The sequence below is a fragment of the Microcoleus sp. CAWBG58 genome (genome assembly GCF_020883045.1).
Classification (GTDB): Bacteria; Cyanobacteriota; Cyanobacteriia; order Cyanobacteriales; family Microcoleaceae; genus Microcoleus.
Genome location: NZ_JAHRFA010000059.1, coordinates 1 through 18623, shown reverse-complemented (window position 1 = coordinate 18623; position 18623 = coordinate 1). Strand labels below are relative to the sequence as shown.

Genomic DNA, 18623 nt, shown 5'->3' with positions numbered 1-18623 from the left:
TGACTACACCACTGCGTCGCTTGATTCCGCAAATTATGGCTGCTGCTTTCACCCTGTTTGGGATGGTGGCTTGTTCGACGACGACGGCTTCGGCTCCCGATAGCTCGACTCAAGTCAGTGAACCGCCGACAACTTTTAAATGCGTTAAGCAAGGAAATGGCTGGGCAACTATCGGTGAAAAAGGAAATTTTACTACCAAATCTCCTCTAATTACCTGGGATAGTAAAGAATTTGGACCAGAGTATACACCAGACAAACGCTGTAATATCGTCTCTGCAAAACTAACGAAAGCTGTTGTCGATAATGGGGGTAAGTTAGGCTTATTGAAAATAAAGGTTGGCTCGCTAAATAATCAGAAGGTTGTCTGTGTTATCAAGGATGCACAAACAAGCTGTAATGATGGCAATACGCTGTTTACCCTAAATCAGAAACATTCTGACAAACCAGCAGAATCATTGCAAAAAATATTTCAACAATATAGTGAGGGTAGTGCTTCTAATAGTAAACTAGATCAAAATGCGACTTCTGATTCAATTTTGTTGAAAAATTTAGTGGATTTAGAAGCTGGCAAGAAGTTGTAGGTGCGAAAAAAATTGGCGATTCATTGATGATAATCCCTGAGAAATTTGGTTTTCAAATCAATCGCCTTTTCCCACGAGGAAAATGATTTATCCCTAATTCATAAATGTTTCGCCCTACTCCCGGAAAGGGCGAAGCATTCAGTAAAATAATTGTTTGAATTACCCAGAAATTACTCGCCAGAATGCTTCGCGCCTACTACATATTTATTTTGGGAAGCAACAACATATATAATTTTCATTTAACCGGATTTGAAATAATTATACCAGGAGAAAAGCTGATGAAGTTGCGAAGAGTGTCGATCGCCATCGGCATCGGTTTAGCACTTAGTGGGTGTCAAAGTTTCCCACAACTTTTTGATTCTGATTTGTCCTCTAAACAAGTACGTGAAATTGCTGACGAAATAACTGTGATTATTGATAGTTGCGGTTCAGCAGGTTCTGGAGTAGTCTTCAAAAAAGATGGCAATACCTACTCTGTCCTCACAGCCAATCATGTTGTTAATAAAGCTAAGGGAACTTGTATAATATTGACATCGGATCAAATAGAACACGAAACATTAGTATCGAAGGCAATCGTACCTGTACCTGATGTGGATTTGGCAGTGTTGACCTTTGTGAGTAACAAAACTTATAAATTGGCAAAGATGGGAGACTCTGACAAGGCTACTAAGGGTACAATGGTTTATGTTGCAGGAGCGCCTGAAGTTAACGAAGGAATCCCGGAACGCACTACACTTACACCAGATGGCAAGATTATTGGTTTACAGCGGGAGTCGTCCAAGGTTGAAGGACATACCTTAATTTATGATAATAATACAAGACGCGGGATGAGTGGCGGGCCTGTGCTAAATCAAAAAGGTGAAGTGATTGGCATTCACGGTCGAGGACAAAATGAATATGCTATCAGAGGAGAAAATTTTGGTATACCCATCAATAAGTTTTTGGCAGCAAATTTAGATTTTATATATGAAAATTCATCAGTTTACTGGATTGCGCTGTTTCATGGCACTCTTTTTATAGTAAAATTGTCTATACTTGTTCTTATAATTGCTGGAGTAACTTATCTATTTTATTATTTATATCGTCAAAATCAAGCCAAAAAAGCTTTGGAATATGTAACAGTTATTGGATTTTATATAGTAGTTGGTGTTGTGTTAATTACATTTTTTTTAGGTGGGAGAGGAATAGTTGATTTATTCTATTACATAGAAGGCAATGTTCGTAATGAATTCGGAGATTACCCAGGGGCGATCGCTGCTTATAACCGGGCTATTAATATAAATCCAAACTATGCTAATGCCTATATAGGTCGGGGGATTGCTTACTATAAAAAAAAGAATTACCATGATGCGATGGCTTCTTATTATTGGTCTATTTATTTTTCTAATGGTTATTATGAAGCTTATCTTAATCGGGGTATTACCCGTTCTGCTCTTGGAGATGAAAAAGGTGCGAATGCGGATTATTATAGGGCAGCTATCGAGAAAAACAATTCTGATTTTGGCACAAACTACTATTATATCTGCGGTTTCGTTCACTCTTTAGTAGGAAATGATCAGCAGGCAATAGAAGATTATCATAAATCTAGAATATTAAAGGACTTTTCACCTAAATGAGGTACGCAGAAGCCATATTTTTTGATAAAAAATAGTAGCAACTAACTCAGAATAATTATGCCTTCAGATGACTCACCAACTGCTGAAAAGTCCCAATCGGAATCGCCCAACTCAAAGCCTCCATCTGCCGAAAAACCGCCTGAGTAGGCAAACTCCCATCCGCAAACTTAAACACATCAATTCCACCCAAAGGATATTTCGATCTCCCATTAATCCCCACCAACTTACCAGAAATATCCAATACAGGCCCGCCACTCATGCCCTCAGCAATATCATTAGTGTAACCAAGTTGGTATCCACTCTCAAGGGATTGAGCGGGCAGCATTCCCACTTTCCCACTCGTTAACTTAAAAGCTTTTAGCCCCCAATTCCGAGTCTTCTCTATAGACTCTGAGTTAATCCAATGCCAATTCGGAAAACCCGCAGCATAAACCCCATCTCCCACCGATAGCTTATTTGAGTTTCCGATTTCCGCAACTCGATAGGATTGAGAAGTGGTAAACTGCACTAAAGCTAAATCTACTTTACCAAACTGAGACGAACGAAGCCATTTAGCAATATGCGTCCGTCCGTCGGCTGTCAATACTTGATAAGTTTTGTCCTTATTATCAGCTACTACATGATTGTTAGTCAAAACAGTATAAGTTTGGTTTTGATGCTGAATAATTACGCCGGAACCGGACACAGAATCAGATAGAATTCGCACAGTGACAAGATGTGCAATTTCTGAAACTTGCTGGTTAACTTGTTGGCAAATAGCAGGATGTGTGGCTGAAAAATGTTCCGGCGTTGGTCGATAGAAAGTATTTAATGTGGCAGTTAATAGTAGTAACATTGGTATAAATTCCCACCAATTTACAGGTTTTGCTGGTTCGTATTTCATATATTCTATAAAATGTGAAAACAGCTTCATAACATACATACCTAATTTGCTGATATCAAGAGCTTCATATGCTGATATAATTATTATACTAAATTCTTGCCAACAACCACTAATCACCTTTAGTCAAAATTGAACAATCTAGAAAAAGCCATCAAATTAGTAGAGGACAAAATCTCCGGGTGCGAAGAAATCATCCTCGACTTATTTGGCGGTTTAACTTCCCAAGTGACCGGCGCTATCAATTATGATATAGGCGCAGAAGAAGGTATTCGGGGCGATGTTTCTCAACTGCTAGAAATTTTTCCACCCAACAGCGTCAGCGAGATTATCGCCAGCGGCCCTCAAGCCTTCTTTCTGGAACAAGCTGCTATAATATTAAAATCAGGTGGACGGATTTATATTAACGCTAACAGAAGCAATCCCTTTGCAAGATTGCCTGATACAGATATTTTAAATCGCCTTCGCTTGCGCGTCATCCTAGAAAATGGCAATCTTGAACCTCGGTTTGCCAACCAACAATTTTTTCGACAAATACCTAGGCCTGATGGCAGTTATAATATTCCGCTACCGACTATCCGCACAACTATTTTGGAGAAGGAAACATGACAATTATTCAGAATAATTTCGATCTACTTTATACGATCGCCAGTGATTACGATCCGCCGATCGCCCTTGATGATAAAATGGTGATTCCGACACGCAATCTCGGCCTTATTCCAGGACACCCGCTCAATCCCTCGCCACAGGAAACCATCTTTATCCCGGTATGTCGCTTAGTCTTCGAGGGAGTCAAAAAATCGGTTCGCGAACTCTGGCATTATGTTGCCGAACCGCCTGAATCGGGTCACTTCAAAGCCGTGGAACCTTCAATTTCGATCGTCGATGGCCCGTTTTCCGATATCACCGAACCAGTAGAGTCTTTTTTCATAGAAGGAGTAATGTTGGTTCCCCATGCTTGGGTTAGTTGGGAGATTGAAAGTGTGTCGTTTTATCTGGAATTGGATAGTACAAATCAAGCTGATTCAATTGAAAAAGAGTTGATTCAAGTGAATTAGATTGCAATACGGTTCACTTAACACTATTTATGCCCCGGAGATCCCCCTAAATCCCCCTTAAGAAGGGGGACTTTGAGAGCATTCTTGTCCCCCCCTTTTTCAAGGGGGGTTAGGGGGGATCTGTCTTAAGTAAACCGTATTGAATTAGATTGAGGTTAATTTTTATATGACTCGGCGGTTGAAACCGCGGCTACAAAAACAAAGTCCGCCTGCGCGGACTAAGAAATGTAGAATGTGGAAACAACTTCTCTACTTCGCCTTCCCCTTCCCTGTCAAAAACTCCCGCAGCCGCAACAAACTAGCGGTTTGTCCCAAATTCAGCGGTAGCAGCGACACTCCCTCCAACCGAGACTGCACCCAACCGTCGCCCCAATACCACTCGTGAAATCCGTCAATTCCCTGACTCAATAACAGCCGCAGACAATTTGACTCTGCAATCTCCACATAGTGCTGCACCGCTACTGGGCCTATCCAACTTGTGAATGTCAATTCCCGATCGAGCAATTCGGGCAAACCCTGAGAAAACTGCTGAGGCCACAGCCACTGCTGCAACTGCACCGGACGCATCAAACTGTCCCGAATCGCAGTCTCCGAAGCTTCAACCTCAATCCGCAGTTGGCTTTGTTGAAAATTACCTAGCATAGCAATTTGAAATTTTATATAGGAGCTTTACGTAACTTAAATGTAACGTATTGCACGGAGTTCGATCGACCCCACGTACAGTTTTCAGTCGAGATATCGGGGCTACGACACGGAAGTGTTTAAGGTCAAACGTAATACCAGTCTTCTGTCTGGCTATCGAGAGCCAGATCCCCCCTAGCCCCCCTTGAAAAAGGGGGGGACAAGATTCTTCTCAAAGTCCCCCGACCTAAGGGGGATTTAGGGGGATCGGGCCTCGGCGATAAACGAGATATACAAAAAGTTTTAACTTTGCGAAGTTGACACTAATAAACAATGTTGTGTCCCTACAGTATTTAATTCGATCGCACATTAGCGTCCATCCGCATTCATCTACCATTAAAAATTTAAGATTTTCCATAGAAACCAGCATCAAAAACCCCATTTTTGTATCCAATTGTTAAGCTCTGTTGCATTTCATTTAAATCTCCGATTCTCACCCCACAGCACAGAAACTCCGTGATACCATCACATCTGACTGGGTAAAGACTTATAGAAAAAATTGGGAGAAAAGCTTTGACACTACGGGTTGCAGTTGTTGGATCGGGGCCAGCGGGTTCTTGCGCCGCCGAAACATTGGTAAAAGCAGGCATCGAAACTTATTTATTTGAACGCAAATTAGACAACGCTAAACCCTGCGGTGGGGCAATTCCTCTGTGCATGGTTGAAGAATTTGACTTGCCACAAAGTATTATCGATCGCCAAGTCAGAAAAATGAAAATGATTTCCCCCTCCAACGTAGAGGTGGATATCAACATCGAAAACGAACACGAATACATCGGTATGTGCCGCCGCGAAGTCCTCGATGGCTTTTTGCGCGATCGGGCTGCTTCCTTAGGTGCCAAACTGATTAACGGTACTGTTCACACCTTAGAAATTCCAGGCAACAACACCGACCCCTACATTCTCCACTACGCCGACCACTCCAACGGCACCGCTGTGGGAACTCAGAAAACTCTGAAAGTGGATTTGGTAATCGGGGCTGATGGTGCTAACTCCCGCGTAGCTAAGGCGATTGATGCTGGTGACTACAATTATGCGATCGCCTTCCAAGAGCGCATCCGCCTGCCAGAAGATAAAATGGCTTACTACGAAGGTCTAGCCGAAATGTACGTCGGCGATGACGTTTCCACCGACTTCTACGCCTGGGTGTTCCCCAAATACGACCACGTAGCCGTCGGTACCGGCACGATGAAAGTCAATCAAGCCGATATCAAAAAGCTGCAAGCCGGAGTCCGCGCCCGCGCTGCCAAAAAACTCCTCGGCGGTGAAATCATTAAAGTGGAAGCTCACCCCATCCCAGAACATCCGCGTCCCCGCCGGGTTGTCGGCCGAGTTGCTCTTGTAGGTGACGCTGCCGGTTATGTTACCAAGTCTTCGGGCGAAGGTATCTATTTTGCGGCTAAGTCTGGCCGGATGTGCGCTGAAACTATTGTGGAAATTTCCAATAAGGGCGCGCGGATTCCGACTGAACAAGAAATTAAGCTGTATCTGAAGCGGTGGGATAAGGCTTACGGTATTACCTACAAAGTGCTTGACATTTTGCAGCGCGTGTTCTACCGTTCTGATGCTACTCGCGAAGCTTTTGTGGAAATGTGTGCCGATCGCGATGTGCAGAAGCTCACATTCGATAGCTACTTGTATAAGACTGTAGTACCGGCTAATCCTTTGATTCAGATGAAGATTACTGCGAAAACGATTGGTAGTTTGTTGCGCGGTAGTGCTTTAGCTCCTTAATTTCTAGCGGTTAATCGCACTTAGTATAAAAAAGCGGGCGGTTCAGAAAACAGCTCGCTTTTTTGATCTGGTTTGTAGTAAGGACTTTAGTCCTTGTTGATTAAGATAAGAAGGACTGAAGTCCGAACGATCGAACCTATTGTCAGGACTTTAGTCAGGTTTGTAGTAAGGACTTTAGTCCTTCTTGATTAAGAGAAGAAGGACTGAAGTCCGAACGATCGAACCTGGTTTGTAGTGAGGACTTTAGTCCTTCTTGATTAAGAGAAGAAGGACTGAAGTCCGAACGATCGAACCTGTTGTTAGTTCAAGTTCAATTGCACTAAGGTGTCGGGGGCGAGGAAGTGGGAAATGTGGTAAGCTCGCTCTTCTGTTTTTAGCAGGATTTTTTCGTAGAGGTAGCGCGTAGCTCGATCGCCCAAACTGTCTGCTTGTGCTGCTTGGCGCCGCAACAAACCGATAATAGCTTGTTCTGCAACTAAATCGTGTTCCAGCATTTGGCGGCACGAATACACGCCGTCGGCTTCCGGCTCGAAACAGCACAGCTCGGCTAACTTGCTAAAGCTGGCTGCTGGTATGCCTCCCAATCCGTTCAAGCGTTCGCCGAATTCGTGGACGCTATCTTGAGCTTCTCCATAGCTTTCTTCAAAGAATTTGTGCAAGGAGTAAAATTCTGCCCCTTCCACTACAAAATGATGTTTTTGATATTGCAGGTATAGAGCCTGAAAACTCGCCAGCAGCGCGTTCATTCCTTCACAAATCGGTGCAGTGACGGAATGTTCCAACAAAATTGGGTTTTCAGCTAAGTGACCAAACGGTCTCAATGCACTCTGAATCTGGGTCATTAGTGTTCTCCTATCAATAGGCAGCTTTGTTGCCAATAGAGTTAGTCTAGCACCCTAGATTTACCAGTCAAGCAGGGTCTGCCTCGATAGTGGCAGACTTTGTACAATAGCAAAATTTTTTTCAAAACCTATTGAGAATTATTAGCAGTTGCGTTATGCTGGAAAAAGATGCTCCTTCTGAATGCTTCCTGAAAGTGGGACGAATATTCCGAAGGCAGAAAGCAGCAGGCAAAAGGCATAATTTTTCAGAAAGGGCTTTTGACAATCCTTGATTCTCTTCTGAAATCTGGCTTTTAACTTCTGCCCGCTATCAGTCCGGGTAAAAATTAATGCAAATTATTATTGTTGTCACAAGATGAATCCAGCCGATCGAGAGTTAGAAGTTTCTGAGATTGTGCAAGTTAGTTGGCTAGACAGGTGGCAAGTTTACAAACGCTTGCAAGAACTCGAAATTCCCTGCTGGTGTGCGGTTGACCAACCTTTGCGGGTAAAAGTCAACACTGTCAGACAAGCTGCTCAGGTAATGAGCGTGTTGAGGCAAGTTAGTGCCCCTCGGCGCGAACTGGTGCAGTTGCTGGAGTGCTGCTGGCAAATCGGGTAAAGCCCGAAGGAAGTTCGGCAACGGATTTTGTAACGGATGTAACGGATGGAAGTCCCATCGAAGTCGGAAGAAGGAAGAAGACTTTATTTAGTTATCTAGGAGATAAGGAAGAAGACTTTATTTGGTTATCTAGGAGAGAAGGAAGATGGCCTTTTGACTTCGCTCCAGGTAAAAAGACGGAAGAAGGTTAAAGGTTGAAATAACAGTAATGATGCGATTCAACGCATAAATACCTTCACTGGCGACGTTTATTGTCAAGTTTGATAATTTTCACCCAACAGTCAACCCAGGAGTTATGACAATGTATAAGTCTGGCAAGCAAGTTTCTGAATTCAGCCTAGAGGGAGAAATCCTCAGCCTGATTATTGAAGATGGTTATAAACTTAAATATTTGCGTATTAGCAGCGATCGCAAAGTAGAATACCTTGTGAAACTTTCTAAGGAATTGCGGTCATTTTTAGCGCCTGTTTTGACTCCTGGGTTGAGAGTTTTAGTTGCAGGTGAGAAAGAACTCAATTTGAAAAACGGTAAAATAAAACTGAAAGCTAGCAGCCTCACTCTGGCTCCGGGCGACAACGATCGATCGCCCGAACACCTCGACTCTACGAGCGTACCTGCTGGGGTACTGACATCCGATGGCGCGATCGGCAAAACCGAATTCAGCTCTCCTGGCGCAGCTAAAACTGTCAAAGCTGCGGCAAAAACTCAAACCAAAATATTAGTATGTCAAAAATCTGACTGCCAAAAGCGGGGCGGCGCAGCAATCTGTAAAGCTTTAGAAAATGCTTTGAAGGCGCGGGGTTTAGAAGACCAAGTGACCGTTCAGGGAACCGGATGTCTCAAACAGTGCAAAGCAGCCCCAAATATAGTTGTGATGCCGGACAAAGCTCGCTACAGTCGCATCAAACCGGCAGAAGTTGCAGCAATTGTTGACAAACATTTTGCAGTTGTTAAAGTTTAGCCGATCGCAGGAAATCTCGGAATGCCCGAATGTCCGAGTCCCCAATCGGAGAATTTTGCTTGTGACCAATGCCCAATGCCCAATGCCCAATGACCAATAACCAATGACCAATAACCAATAACCAGGGACTTCCTTTTGGAGAATCTATAAGGATAGACTGTATTTGAGACCCTGTGACTATTGGGATAGAAAGCCATGTCAGAAGCTGATCTTCGAGCCAGTCAGCACCAACTCCACCCTGCTGTTCGATCCGAGAACGAACGATTGCAGTCAAATTTTGCTGCTGCTGGGGGTTTTGAGCCGATCGCCCCCCGTCCGACAGATACTCCCGCAACGGTGCCCCAACAGCCAGAAGAAGACTGGCAAACACTAGATTTTCCCAACGCGATCAGCGTAGATGCAATTCCCACAACACCCTCCCCGAACAATTTGCCATCTCAGACACAGCCGCCAGAGGTGGGATCGCCCGTGATTTCAGACAATCTCAAAAATCTGCTTGGGAATGCCGAACAGGCTAAGAACAAAGGATCGACACCAGTTACCCTCATGCAAGCGCTGCACGAATGCAACCGCGACCTTTTGCAGCGAATCGCTCAGCTAGAAACAGCCCTCGAAGAGTCCCACAACAAATTGGAGAATCGCGAAACGTTACTAGAACAGCGGACTGCTGAACTAGAAAGCATTCAAGAACAATTGACGCGACTGTTTGGGAAAGTGGAAGTTTCCCATCAAACTCTGCAAGGTCAAGAAATTTTAGTGGAAAGTTTAAGCAGTCAGTTGGCAACCAGCCAAACCAGGTTAGCGATTGTGGAGCGAGAATGTGCGTCTACTGTGCAGCGCTACAACGAACAGTTTCACCAGCTAGTAGCTACCGAAAATGTTTGCAGGGAATTGCGATCGCGCTTGCACCGCCAGCAGCGCCACACTCTGCAATTTAAAGCTGCTTTGGAAAAAAGTCTGGAAAGGCCACAGAAATCTCCAATTATTGAGCCACCTCATGATGCGGAGGATAGCGCCCACAAGCAATTAGAATCCTTGCTAGCGGCAGTCAGAAGCTCTCAGAGTCCGTTACCGCCAGCCTTCAACGCTTCCCCTGTCCAAGCTTGGTCAGATCCCGAAGAGTATGTAGAGGCAGCGTTTGCTGAATATGCGATCGATCCTGAGTCGATCGCAAATATGGAAGTCAACAAATTAGCCCAAGCATCCGGCATTCTATTACAGAAGACCGAAACCTACCAGCCGTTTGAGCCAGAAACAAACTCGCCCCTTGGGGTTGCGGAACCTCAACTGCCGGCGGCCCAGCCTGAACCTGAACCAGAAACTGCTGCGCCTACCTTAGGCAGCCAAGAATTGGCCAAGGCGGTTAAAATTTTGAATTCAGTGGAAACCTTTGGCCTTCAGGAAGTGCGATCGAGTGCGGTCAAACCTACAGCAGCCGGACAACCCGAGTGGCTGACTTTGATTTCCAATCCGTTGCGCTCTTCTAAAAAACGTCGATCGCTAGCTGAAATTGAATTGCCGAGTTTTCGATAGCAAAGGTACGTTGTTGCGCTTTAGCGCTCTTTCCGATATCCCAAAAGAGCGCTAAAGCGCAACTACGTACCTAAATTGTCTGACGACAATAAGACTGCATTCGGGAGCAGCCTCATCAACAATTGGTATCAGCTATTAACTCAAAGCTCTTTGTTGCGATCGAACCGCTCTTTCCTAATATAAGCAAAGAGCGCTGAAGCGCAACTACGTACCTAATTTGTCTGGCGACAATCAAACTGCATTTGCAGCAGCCTCATAAACAATTGCTATCAGGTATTAGCTCAAGACTCTTTGTTGCGGTCTTAGCGCTCTTTCCTAATATAAGCAAAGAGCGCTGAAGCGCAACTACGTACCTAATTTGTCTGGCGACAATCAAACTGCTTTCCCTTTCCCATACCGTAGGTGAGAGCATAGCTGGTAGCCAACAGCCACAACCAAACACCCGGATATCTGGGTTCCAACCAAGGCTGTACCTTGCGGGCGAAACTGGGCAGCCATCCGAACAACCAACTAGCTAAAGCCAACAGAGTAAAAGTCAAGTAACTCCCCAACCAGCGCCAAACATCGCGCAAGGTGACAAAATCTAAAATCCACAGCAGGAGAGAAGGATTTTTTCCGGCTGCTTGAATCGCCAATCGATTGAAAGTTAGCCAATCGACTCTATCTTTGATAAAAGTTTCGGCTACGGTGAGTTCTTGTCCTGCCAAAATACCGAAGAAGGTATTGAGAATTGAATTAATTCTCTGGGGTGGCAAACTGCGGCCGGTGGGAACCATCATCCCTTTAGAAAACAGCCAAGTTACTGACACGTTGCTCTGGTAAGCGCGGATTTGGTTTAAGTGATTGGCACTTAATAAATCGTGTTTTAATGCTGTATCCAAAAGGTCAGTTAAGCGGAAAAGATTGCGGACGAGGGATCCGAAACCGGTGAATACTAAGGGAGACTGCAAAGATGCTGCATCGCCGATCGCAATTAGGCGATCGACTGCCACCGCGCGATCGCTGCTGTTGGTGCTAAAATGCCCCGGAATATAACCAAACGTCGGCTTTTTCCACACCAATTTGTCGATATCGCAGCGGCGGTACTCCGGCAAAATAGTGAAAAAGTCCTCGTACAGTTCTAGCAAAGAACCGGGATTTTCGGGATGTACTTGGTGGTAGTGAAAAAGATAAACGGTGAGTTCTCCACCAGCAGCGGGAAACAGTTCCCAAATGAGCTGGCGTCCCCGGGAGATGTCGCCGTGACTGTAGAGAACATCCCCGTAGTCGGAATCCCAAACTCCAGGCTCAAATCCTCCGTCAATGACAGCTCCGACGGTGGGGCAAACGCTGTCAAATGCCCGCCCTCCGTTCAATTGCCAAGCGATGGGAGAAGCTGAACCCATGGCATCGACGAGCAGTCTGGCGGAGGTTGTGCGATCGGCTTTTGTCGGCAAGTGCTTGGCCTGAATCACTACTTTTTTCGCTTCAACATCGGCTCTAACAAACTCTGTCTCGTCCCAAATTTCTCCGCCAGCTTCTGTTAGCTTAACTCCCGCCAAATACAGCAATTTCTCACCGTCTAAAGCTATATTCAGCACCTTCGGCGTGTGCAGGATTGGGGCTTGAGCAACAGTTGGATTGTTAGCATCAAAAAACTTGTTATAGCCATCTTTATATTCTCGCGCAATCAAAGTTTCGATTTCCGCAGCCGTAAACAAACCCAAATCAATTAAGCTTTGAATTTCATCCCGCGAAATATTCCACTCGCGATTCATCCGCCCGAAAGGCATTCTTTCCAGCAGCAGCACTCGGTAGCCCAATCTCGCCATGACTGCGGCGTGAATTACCCCCAAAGCCCCGCCAATATAAATCAAGTCGTAAACAGTATCCCTAGAATCGGACACCGCAACTGTACTTTTTACATTCTTCTTAACATCCGTTACATCCGCTACATCTTGTACAGTGCTCGTTGCCGAACCTTCTTCCTTCAAAAACACTACTTGCTTTGGCTGTTGAGGATTGCGAGTATTTTCACGCCAGCGTTGCTCCCACCAGTAGACGCGCTGAAGGTCGTATTCGCCTTTGGGCATTTTTTGGAAGTATTTGACGGTGAGGGGGTAATAGGGGGCAAGAGCTTCAAAAATTGACTGCTTGGAGAGGTCTATGACAGGGGGTTCCGGGTATAGTTCTGGAAACTTGTTTCTGACAGCGAGATTCAGAGTTTCTAGGAACTTTCTTTCTCCAGCGGGTGCGTCTTCGAGACGAAAGACTTTTAAGTAAGTTGTGCGTTGAAGTGACCAGACAAAGATCGAAAGTTCTGTCGATCGCGAATTGCGGTTTTCGGAATTGCTAGGAGTGAATGTCGGTTTTACATTAGCATTTTGAGCTCCAGATTTGACCAATTCGGCTGCCGTGACGTTGGAAAGGAGGCGAAAACCGTCAGGAGTAATAATTTTTTCTCCGATTCCGGGATCGAATTCCTGTTGCAACCAAGTGCAGACGGCTGCTGTATCCGGTGTCGGGACTTCTAAATAAAGAATTTCTTGCATTTTAAGGTCTCAATTGTCAATAAATTCATAAAGATGGGGGAGTTGACAAGGGAGCAAAGTAGGCTATACTCCCAAATACTTATTTAGTTTTAAATAAGTTTACATTGTTCTCAGATTTTTAGCTAATTGGCTGGAAGTCCCGCAGTTGCTGAATATCTACTTCCTTCGGTATGCAATTTTATGAATTATCCCATTCCTACGAATCCTCAAGAAATGATTGCTTTGCGACAGCAGCCGCTGAATGAAGAATTGGTGGCATCTGCGATCGTGGGTGTGGTTCAGATTGCCCGATCGCGATCGCAGTCTTTGGATGAGTTAAAGGCTGAGGTACTGGCGGACGACAATCTGCTCGATTTGGCTCAAAGGCGTTGGCTGAGCGAGATTGTGGCTCAAGCTTGGGAAAATTTGCCTTAAATTGTGAATATCTGAAGAAGACACGGCGTTCAAAATTATACGATCTTCTTCAGTCAGCTTGGCATGGACTACGCTTCCCGAAGACTAACACGTTTGTGCAGTCTCGAATTCCCTTGTATGCCCTATCTTATCAAATATTTTAAGATGCCAATAATTTGACTAATATTATCAATGAAATAATCATTTAAATCGACTTCCATGATTTGATTACTAAGTCGTAAGAATTTCCAGTTTGTCCCGGTTGTGACTACGCCATATATTTGGGAAATATTATTGTTTCTTCTTTCATTAAAGATTTGAGCAGCAATCATTTCTGCCATACATTGTGGAAGTCCAGCTTGGATATTATCATTTTTAGCTTCGACTAAGGCGACAACTGGAGCTTTAATTAAAAGTTGTTCGGGAGAACGACTAATTAGAAAATCACAAAAACCAGTCAATCCTTTTTCTAAATCTACATTAAACTCTTTTCCTGAAAAAAAGCTAATTTCATATTTTAACTGCTTTCTAATTTCTACTAAAATAGGTGTAACAATTAATTCTGAACGAGCTTTTTCGGTATTAATTGCTAAAGCTAAAGAAATATTTTCTTGCAGGGTTTGACTGAGGAGGTCGCTATACTCGGATTGTGGTAAGTTGGCAAAAATACCAACTTTGTCAGCAATGGTGATGCCAAAGTTGGTTTCAATCATTTCTAGGTTTGTGAATTGACTGTATGACATTGTTAAGGTATTTTGCCTTGAGGCAGTTGACAGTTGACAGTTGACAGTTGACAGTTTAAGAGCGACATCTAGCTAGAAAGGGTGCATCTGGGTTTTGCAAATATATTTCTAGGGACTCTCGCATTTCGGCCGTAAATCTCTGGTTATCACTGATAAATTATGTGCCGAAATGCTTCGCCCTTGCCAAATACCAGATGCACCCGCTAGAAGGAAGAGGATTGGAGTAATGAATATTCTGATTTTAATTTCTCCCTCAAAGACTTGGGGCTTTCAACCAATTCTTTCTGGTAATCTTGTCTTGTTGTATAACTTAGCCGTTAGCGCAATTCAACTTCTCGCTTAACTTCTGTCAAAACCCGATCGCCCCGCGTCAATTTGTATTCGGCACGCCACACTCCGGGAGTGAGGGGAGAATTTGTACTGTTTCTTTTGCCGACAAAACCCAACCAAGTGCGGTTTGGGGCTGGAATTTCTTTGCTGGTGTTGGCGATGGTTTTGCCATCGGGTGCAAAGAGTTTGTATTGTTCGCGATCGCCCTTGAGGACTCCGTAAGTTTGTACCCAAAACAATAAAACCGGGCTGCTTACAGGTAGTTGAGTTTCCGAAAATTGTCCCGCCCAGACAGTATTCTCATCTGGTGGCTTGGGGGCAAAACCAGCACGGATTAAACCAGTGGGAACATAGTCGATCGGCTTATCCCAAATTGGATTGCGAGCAGTGTTGCAACCTAATTTAGCATCGGGGCCGACAAACGGATCTACTGGCTTACCTTGGTACCGAAAAGTGATATGTACGTGGGGGAAAGATGCCATCCCAGAGTTTCCTACCATGCCCAAAACAGTACCTTTTTGTACTTGCATTCCCGGTTTCACAACCACGCTGTTTTGACGGAGGTGGCAATATTGCGCTTCCCAGCCTGCACCGTGATCGATTACCATGCCGTTACCACATTCTGTACCCGCGAGGTTGGCTTTCTCTGTCGGGTTTTGCAAGCGTCGATCGACTATACCATCCCGCACTCGCAAAACTTTGCCCGCAGCGGAGGCGACAACGGGGACTCCTTTAGCCATTGCTTTAGCGTCGCGAATCGCAAAATCAGTGCCGTCGTGGGTATCGTAGGTTTGGCGCCCGCACCCAAAATCAACGGCGGCGGGACTCGGATCGCGATCGAAATAGTGCATTACAAAACAGTCTTTTCCTAGAGTACAGGCGATCGGCTGACCGAATTTCGGGCTGTTGGGCTGTTGGGCGACGGCTGTTGATACGAGACGTTGGGCGATCGAGTTGGCTTGGGCGATCGGCGTACTTACTTCAGTATCTTTCGCACAGCTAGAAATACTTGTCAACCCCAAGGTTAACAAAATTGTAGAAATCTGTTTTCTTGATAGTAAAATCATTCGCTGGTGAGATGTAAAGCTGAGGTGGGTAGTGGAAAATCTATTAATCATTCAAAATATACTTGCTCGGGAATCTCGACGTGCGATCGAGCATTTTCGTTTCCTAGATTTGTTGTCAGAAAAAGGAAGTTCGGCAACGGATTCTGTAACGGATGTAACGGATTGATTCTCCTGGATATTCGGTGATAAGTGAAGCCTATATGACTCCTGCCATGAGTTTCAACGCAGGTTTGTAGTGAGGACTTTAGTCCGCAACAAGAAGGACTAAAGTCCTTACTACGAACTATGAAGAACAATTTCTTTTTCGGTAAAACACATGGCAATTCCTTTTTCGTAGTAAGCCGCCTCATTAATAAAGATTGGATATACGGTCGATTTGCCTTCATACAAGACAGACTCGCCCTCAAAGGTTAAAAACATCGGATCGCCCGGATTCAAGGCTTGATAATCTCTCGATTGTAGCTGAGGATGAATCATTGCCTGAATTTCTCCAGAGTTGTTTCTCGGATAGTCGATCGCCCGAATGCTTTGATAAATAGTCAAGGAATTATTGACAACGGGCATTGTGCCTAGATTGTAGGCTTCTGTGCAATCTAATATTGTCGCGATAACTTGCTCGGTTTGCTGAAATAAAGACGCATCTAACACGCCTTGCGGCACTGCACCAACTTCCAGCGTACCGCCTAACTCAGAAATCGATCGCAACAAAGGACTATCTTGATGGTTGCTTGGCGAAGCCAGTAGCTTCATGTGAGGATAGACAGAGGTTAAATAAGCTGCTAGTTGCAGGTTAAAGGGATGTTGACTGGCGAGAATAAATGTTAGCCCCATGTTCGATGTGGTGCTGTGCAAATCGACGATCAAGGTTTGTCGATCGGTGTTTTGTGAGCTAAAAATGTGATATATCTCTTTCGCCCGCTGAGCTTCGTAGCTGGAAAGGTGGGGATTTTCTAAATCTTGCTGGCGAAAGCAGCGGTTGAGGTCGATGTCGATGTAACGCCTGCCAATTTTGCAGGCTTGGGGATTGGCTAACATGGTAATTGTTTCAAAAGTCGATCGCCCAATTAACTCTGGCGCGCGATCGAACTTCTTCACAAGGTATACTCCTGTGAGTTCGTTTCCGTGGGTTCCTCCCACTATGGCAACACGTTTAATTTGATTCATAAACAAACAAGTTTCTATGCCAAGCCTACCATCATTTGCGTTCTCTTGGTAACACAGACCTCAGAAACCGGGTTTCTTTCCCTATTTATAGTCACCTAACCAAAAACTTCATAGAAACCCAGTTTCTCGCCTCCTGCGTAAACAACTGATATATGTCATTGCGAGGCACGAAGCAATCTTAGTCTTGGCGATTGCTTCGTGCCTCGCAATGACAATTTTGGACGTTTATTTATGATAGAAACCCGGTTTATCGCCTTAATGCGGTTTCTCATCTCGACTAATCAATTTTTTCCGGATCTTCCCAATTCCTGCCCGAATAGAAACACAACACCAGGGAAACACACGCGGAGACTAAGGCTATGACGCGCGAGGAAGCACTACGACGAATTAATCTAGCTACGGATCAAAAATTTACAAAACTTGATTTGTCGGGATTGGACTTGCAGGAATTGCCACCGGAGATTTGCAAATGTACGCAGCTTGAAAGTTTAGATTTAAGCAGTATTGGTTTAACAGAAATCCCGGAAATTATCTGCCAACTCTCGCATCTGTCAGTGCTTGACTTAAGTTACAATCAGATTGCAGCAATCCCAGATTTTATCGCCCAACTATCGAATCTGACAGACCTTGACCTCTATAATAATCGGATTGCTGTCATCCCCGAGGCACTCGGAAAACTGTCAAAGCTGAAACTGCTCGATCTCAGTTACAATCAGATTACCGAAATCCCAGACTCTCTCGCCCAATTGTCGAATTTGACAGACCTCGACCTGTATAATAATCAGATTACCTTCATCCCAGACTCTCTCGCCCAATTGTCGAGTTTGACAAAGCTTTACCTCACGCACAATCAGATTGCAGCTATCCCAGGCGCGCTAGGAAAATTAGCGAATTTGACACAGCTTAATCTCAGTAAAAATCAGATTGCAGTAATCCCAGAGGATCTCGCCCAATTGTCGCATTTGACAGAGCTTTATCTGCGATACAATCGGATTACAGCAATTCCCGAGGATCTCGCCCAACTCTCGAATCTGTCACAGCTTTACCTCAGCAGCAATCAAATTACAGAAATTCCTGAGAATCTCGCCCAAATGTCGAATCTGAGACAGCTTTACCTGAATGATAATCAGATTACAGCAATCCCAAGGGCGATCGACTGTATGGAGAATCTAGAAAAACTAGATTTGCGGGGCAATCCGATTCTAAGGTAAATTTGATATGCTCGGTGGAGCGATCGCCACCGCGCAGAAATCGATCGCATTATTGTTTTCCATCAAACCGAATAGTAAAATAGTAGATAGCTAAAAGAGGAATTTTAGATATGGAACTGCATCAGTATTTTGATTTCTTAGCAGCGGATGATATTCGGATTAAAGGACATCGCATCGGGATTGAGACTGTGCTGTATGAGTATCTGCATCGCGAACGCACCGCCGAAGAAATTCAGCAACTCTATCCTTCTCTAACTTTAGCAGAAGTTTATACGACTATTTTGTATTATTTGCTGAACAAGGAATCAGTAAGTCGATACATACAAGATTGGTTGGAATGGTCGCACCAACAGCGAAAAATCCAAGCCGAAAATCCTCATCCGGCTGCGGAAAGATTGCGAAAATTGAAGGCCGAACGGGAAAAGCAAACTGCGATTCAGGGTGCCTAAGGAATGGTGCTTAAATAAGTAGGTCGGCGCAAAAAAACCGAACTATGTTAAGATAAGTAAACAAAGAGAATATATCTGCTGAGGTAAGTCAATATATGGGCGCTAGATTAAGGGTATTCCTAACTCAACAGCAAGACAAAACTCTCTTAAAACTGAGAACTGCGGATGTTCCACAAAAAGTCAAAGATAGAGCAGAAGTAATTAGATTAAATGCACATGGCTGGTATGTTGAAAAAATAGCTGCTCAT

General features: G+C 44.4%; 19 protein-coding genes and 1 pseudogene. 13 read left to right on the top strand and 7 right to left on the bottom strand.

Features of this window, described 5'->3' with window-relative positions; translation table 11 throughout:
* Positions 1 to 35 precede the first annotated feature (35 nt).
* Positions 36 to 581, top strand: coding sequence for a COP23 domain-containing protein (locus tag QZ918_RS23060; RefSeq protein WP_293338708.1), 546 nt, complete (start codon positions 36 to 38; stop codon positions 579 to 581).
* A 182-nt stretch (positions 582 to 763) separates the two neighbouring features.
* Complete coding sequence (locus tag QZ918_RS23055) at positions 764 to 2197, top strand: tetratricopeptide repeat-containing S1 family peptidase (protein WP_293338706.1); 1434 nt, start codon at positions 764 to 766, stop codon at positions 2195 to 2197.
* Positions 2198 to 2252: 55 nt separating this feature from the next.
* Here the strand turns inward: QZ918_RS23055 and QZ918_RS23050 are convergent, their stop codons facing one another.
* A complete protein-coding gene (locus QZ918_RS23050) occupies positions 2253 to 3080 on the bottom strand; it encodes a S1 family peptidase (RefSeq protein ID WP_293338704.1) in 828 nt (275 codons plus the stop codon).
* Positions 3081 to 3209: 129 nt separating this feature from the next.
* On the opposite strand from QZ918_RS23050, the gene QZ918_RS23045 reads away from it, so the two are divergent.
* Together QZ918_RS23045 and QZ918_RS23040 are read left to right on the top strand one after the other, a co-directional pair.
* The gene (locus QZ918_RS23045) at positions 3210 to 3686 is read left to right on the top strand and encodes a class I SAM-dependent methyltransferase (RefSeq protein WP_293338702.1); all 477 of its coding nucleotides are present in this window, start codon (positions 3210 to 3212) and stop codon (positions 3684 to 3686) included.
* A complete protein-coding gene (locus QZ918_RS23040; protein WP_293338700.1) occupies positions 3683 to 4135 on the top strand; it encodes a hypothetical protein in 453 nt (150 codons plus the stop codon). Before QZ918_RS23045 ends, QZ918_RS23040 begins: the two co-directional genes overlap by 4 nt.
* A 249-nt stretch (positions 4136 to 4384) precedes the next feature.
* Here QZ918_RS23040 and QZ918_RS23035 read toward each other — a convergent pair whose 3' ends face one another.
* Entirely contained in the window at positions 4385 to 4777 is a 393-nt protein-coding gene (locus QZ918_RS23035) for a hypothetical protein (protein ID WP_293338698.1), read from the bottom strand.
* A gap of 552 nt (positions 4778 to 5329) precedes the next feature.
* On the opposite strand from QZ918_RS23035, the gene chlP reads away from it, so the two are divergent.
* Entirely contained in the window at positions 5330 to 6550 is a 1221-nt protein-coding gene (gene chlP / locus QZ918_RS23030) for a geranylgeranyl reductase (RefSeq protein ID WP_293153397.1), read from the top strand.
* Positions 6551 to 6849: 299 nt separating this feature from the next.
* Here chlP and dpsA read toward each other — a convergent pair whose 3' ends face one another.
* Entirely contained in the window at positions 6850 to 7392 is a 543-nt protein-coding gene (gene dpsA / locus QZ918_RS23025) for a DNA starvation/stress protection protein DpsA (protein ID WP_367275416.1), read from the bottom strand.
* A gap of 355 nt (positions 7393 to 7747) precedes the next feature.
* Here dpsA and QZ918_RS23020 point away from each other — a divergent pair, with 355 nt between their 5' ends.
* From QZ918_RS23020 to QZ918_RS23010, 3 genes are all read left to right on the top strand, one after another.
* Entirely contained in the window at positions 7748 to 7993 is a 246-nt protein-coding gene (locus QZ918_RS23020; protein ID WP_293338696.1) for an Asr1405/Asl0597 family protein, read from the top strand.
* Positions 7994 to 8288: 295 nt separating this feature from the next.
* Positions 8289 to 8954, top strand: a complete 666-nt coding sequence (locus QZ918_RS23015) for a (2Fe-2S) ferredoxin domain-containing protein (protein WP_293338694.1) — start codon at positions 8289 to 8291, stop codon at positions 8952 to 8954.
* A gap of 195 nt (positions 8955 to 9149) precedes the next feature.
* A complete protein-coding gene (locus QZ918_RS23010) occupies positions 9150 to 10487 on the top strand; it encodes a hypothetical protein (RefSeq protein ID WP_293338693.1) in 1338 nt (445 codons plus the stop codon).
* A 353-nt stretch (positions 10488 to 10840) separates the two neighbouring features.
* Here the strand turns inward: QZ918_RS23010 and QZ918_RS23005 are convergent, their stop codons facing one another.
* The gene (locus QZ918_RS23005) at positions 10841 to 13018 is read right to left on the bottom strand and encodes an NAD(P)/FAD-dependent oxidoreductase (RefSeq protein WP_293338690.1); all 2178 of its coding nucleotides are present in this window, start codon (positions 13016 to 13018) and stop codon (positions 10841 to 10843) included.
* A 180-nt stretch (positions 13019 to 13198) separates the two neighbouring features.
* Here QZ918_RS23005 and QZ918_RS23000 point away from each other — a divergent pair, with 180 nt between their 5' ends.
* On the top strand, positions 13199 to 13432 hold the full coding sequence (locus QZ918_RS23000) for a hypothetical protein (RefSeq protein ID WP_293338688.1): 234 nt from the start codon (positions 13199 to 13201) through the stop codon (positions 13430 to 13432).
* Between the two features lie 122 nt (positions 13433 to 13554).
* Here QZ918_RS23000 and QZ918_RS22995 read toward each other — a convergent pair whose 3' ends face one another.
* Positions 13555 to 14124: a hypothetical protein gene (locus tag QZ918_RS22995; protein WP_367275415.1), complete on the bottom strand. Its 570-nt coding sequence runs from the start codon at positions 14122 to 14124 to the stop codon at positions 13555 to 13557.
* 347 nt (positions 14125 to 14471) lie between these two features.
* Positions 14472 to 15551 carry a M23 family metallopeptidase gene (locus tag QZ918_RS22990; RefSeq protein ID WP_293338684.1) on the bottom strand — a complete coding sequence of 360 codons (1080 nt, stop codon included), beginning with the start codon at positions 15549 to 15551 and terminating at the stop codon, positions 14472 to 14474.
* 31 nt (positions 15552 to 15582) lie between these two features.
* Between QZ918_RS22990 and QZ918_RS22985 the strand changes: the two genes are divergently transcribed.
* A complete protein-coding gene (locus QZ918_RS22985; RefSeq protein ID WP_293338682.1) occupies positions 15583 to 15717 on the top strand; it encodes a hypothetical protein in 135 nt (44 codons plus the stop codon).
* Positions 15718 to 15827: 110 nt separating this feature from the next.
* Here the strand turns inward: QZ918_RS22985 and QZ918_RS22980 are convergent, their stop codons facing one another.
* Positions 15828 to 16715 carry an aspartoacylase gene (locus QZ918_RS22980; RefSeq protein ID WP_293338680.1) on the bottom strand — a complete coding sequence of 296 codons (888 nt, stop codon included), beginning with the start codon at positions 16713 to 16715 and terminating at the stop codon, positions 15828 to 15830.
* Positions 16716 to 17074: 359 nt separating this feature from the next.
* On the opposite strand from QZ918_RS22980, the gene QZ918_RS22975 reads away from it, so the two are divergent.
* From QZ918_RS22975 to QZ918_RS22965, 3 genes and pseudogenes are all read left to right on the top strand, one after another.
* Entirely contained in the window at positions 17075 to 17926 is an 852-nt protein-coding gene (locus QZ918_RS22975) for a leucine-rich repeat domain-containing protein (protein WP_293338678.1), read from the top strand.
* A gap of 110 nt (positions 17927 to 18036) precedes the next feature.
* Positions 18037 to 18375 (top strand): DUF433 domain-containing protein, encoded by a 339-nt coding sequence (locus QZ918_RS22970; protein WP_293338676.1) that lies wholly within the window; start codon positions 18037 to 18039, stop codon positions 18373 to 18375.
* A 95-nt stretch (positions 18376 to 18470) separates the two neighbouring features.
* Positions 18471 to 18623: pseudogene (locus QZ918_RS22965) on the top strand (IS630 family transposase); the annotation flags it as partial.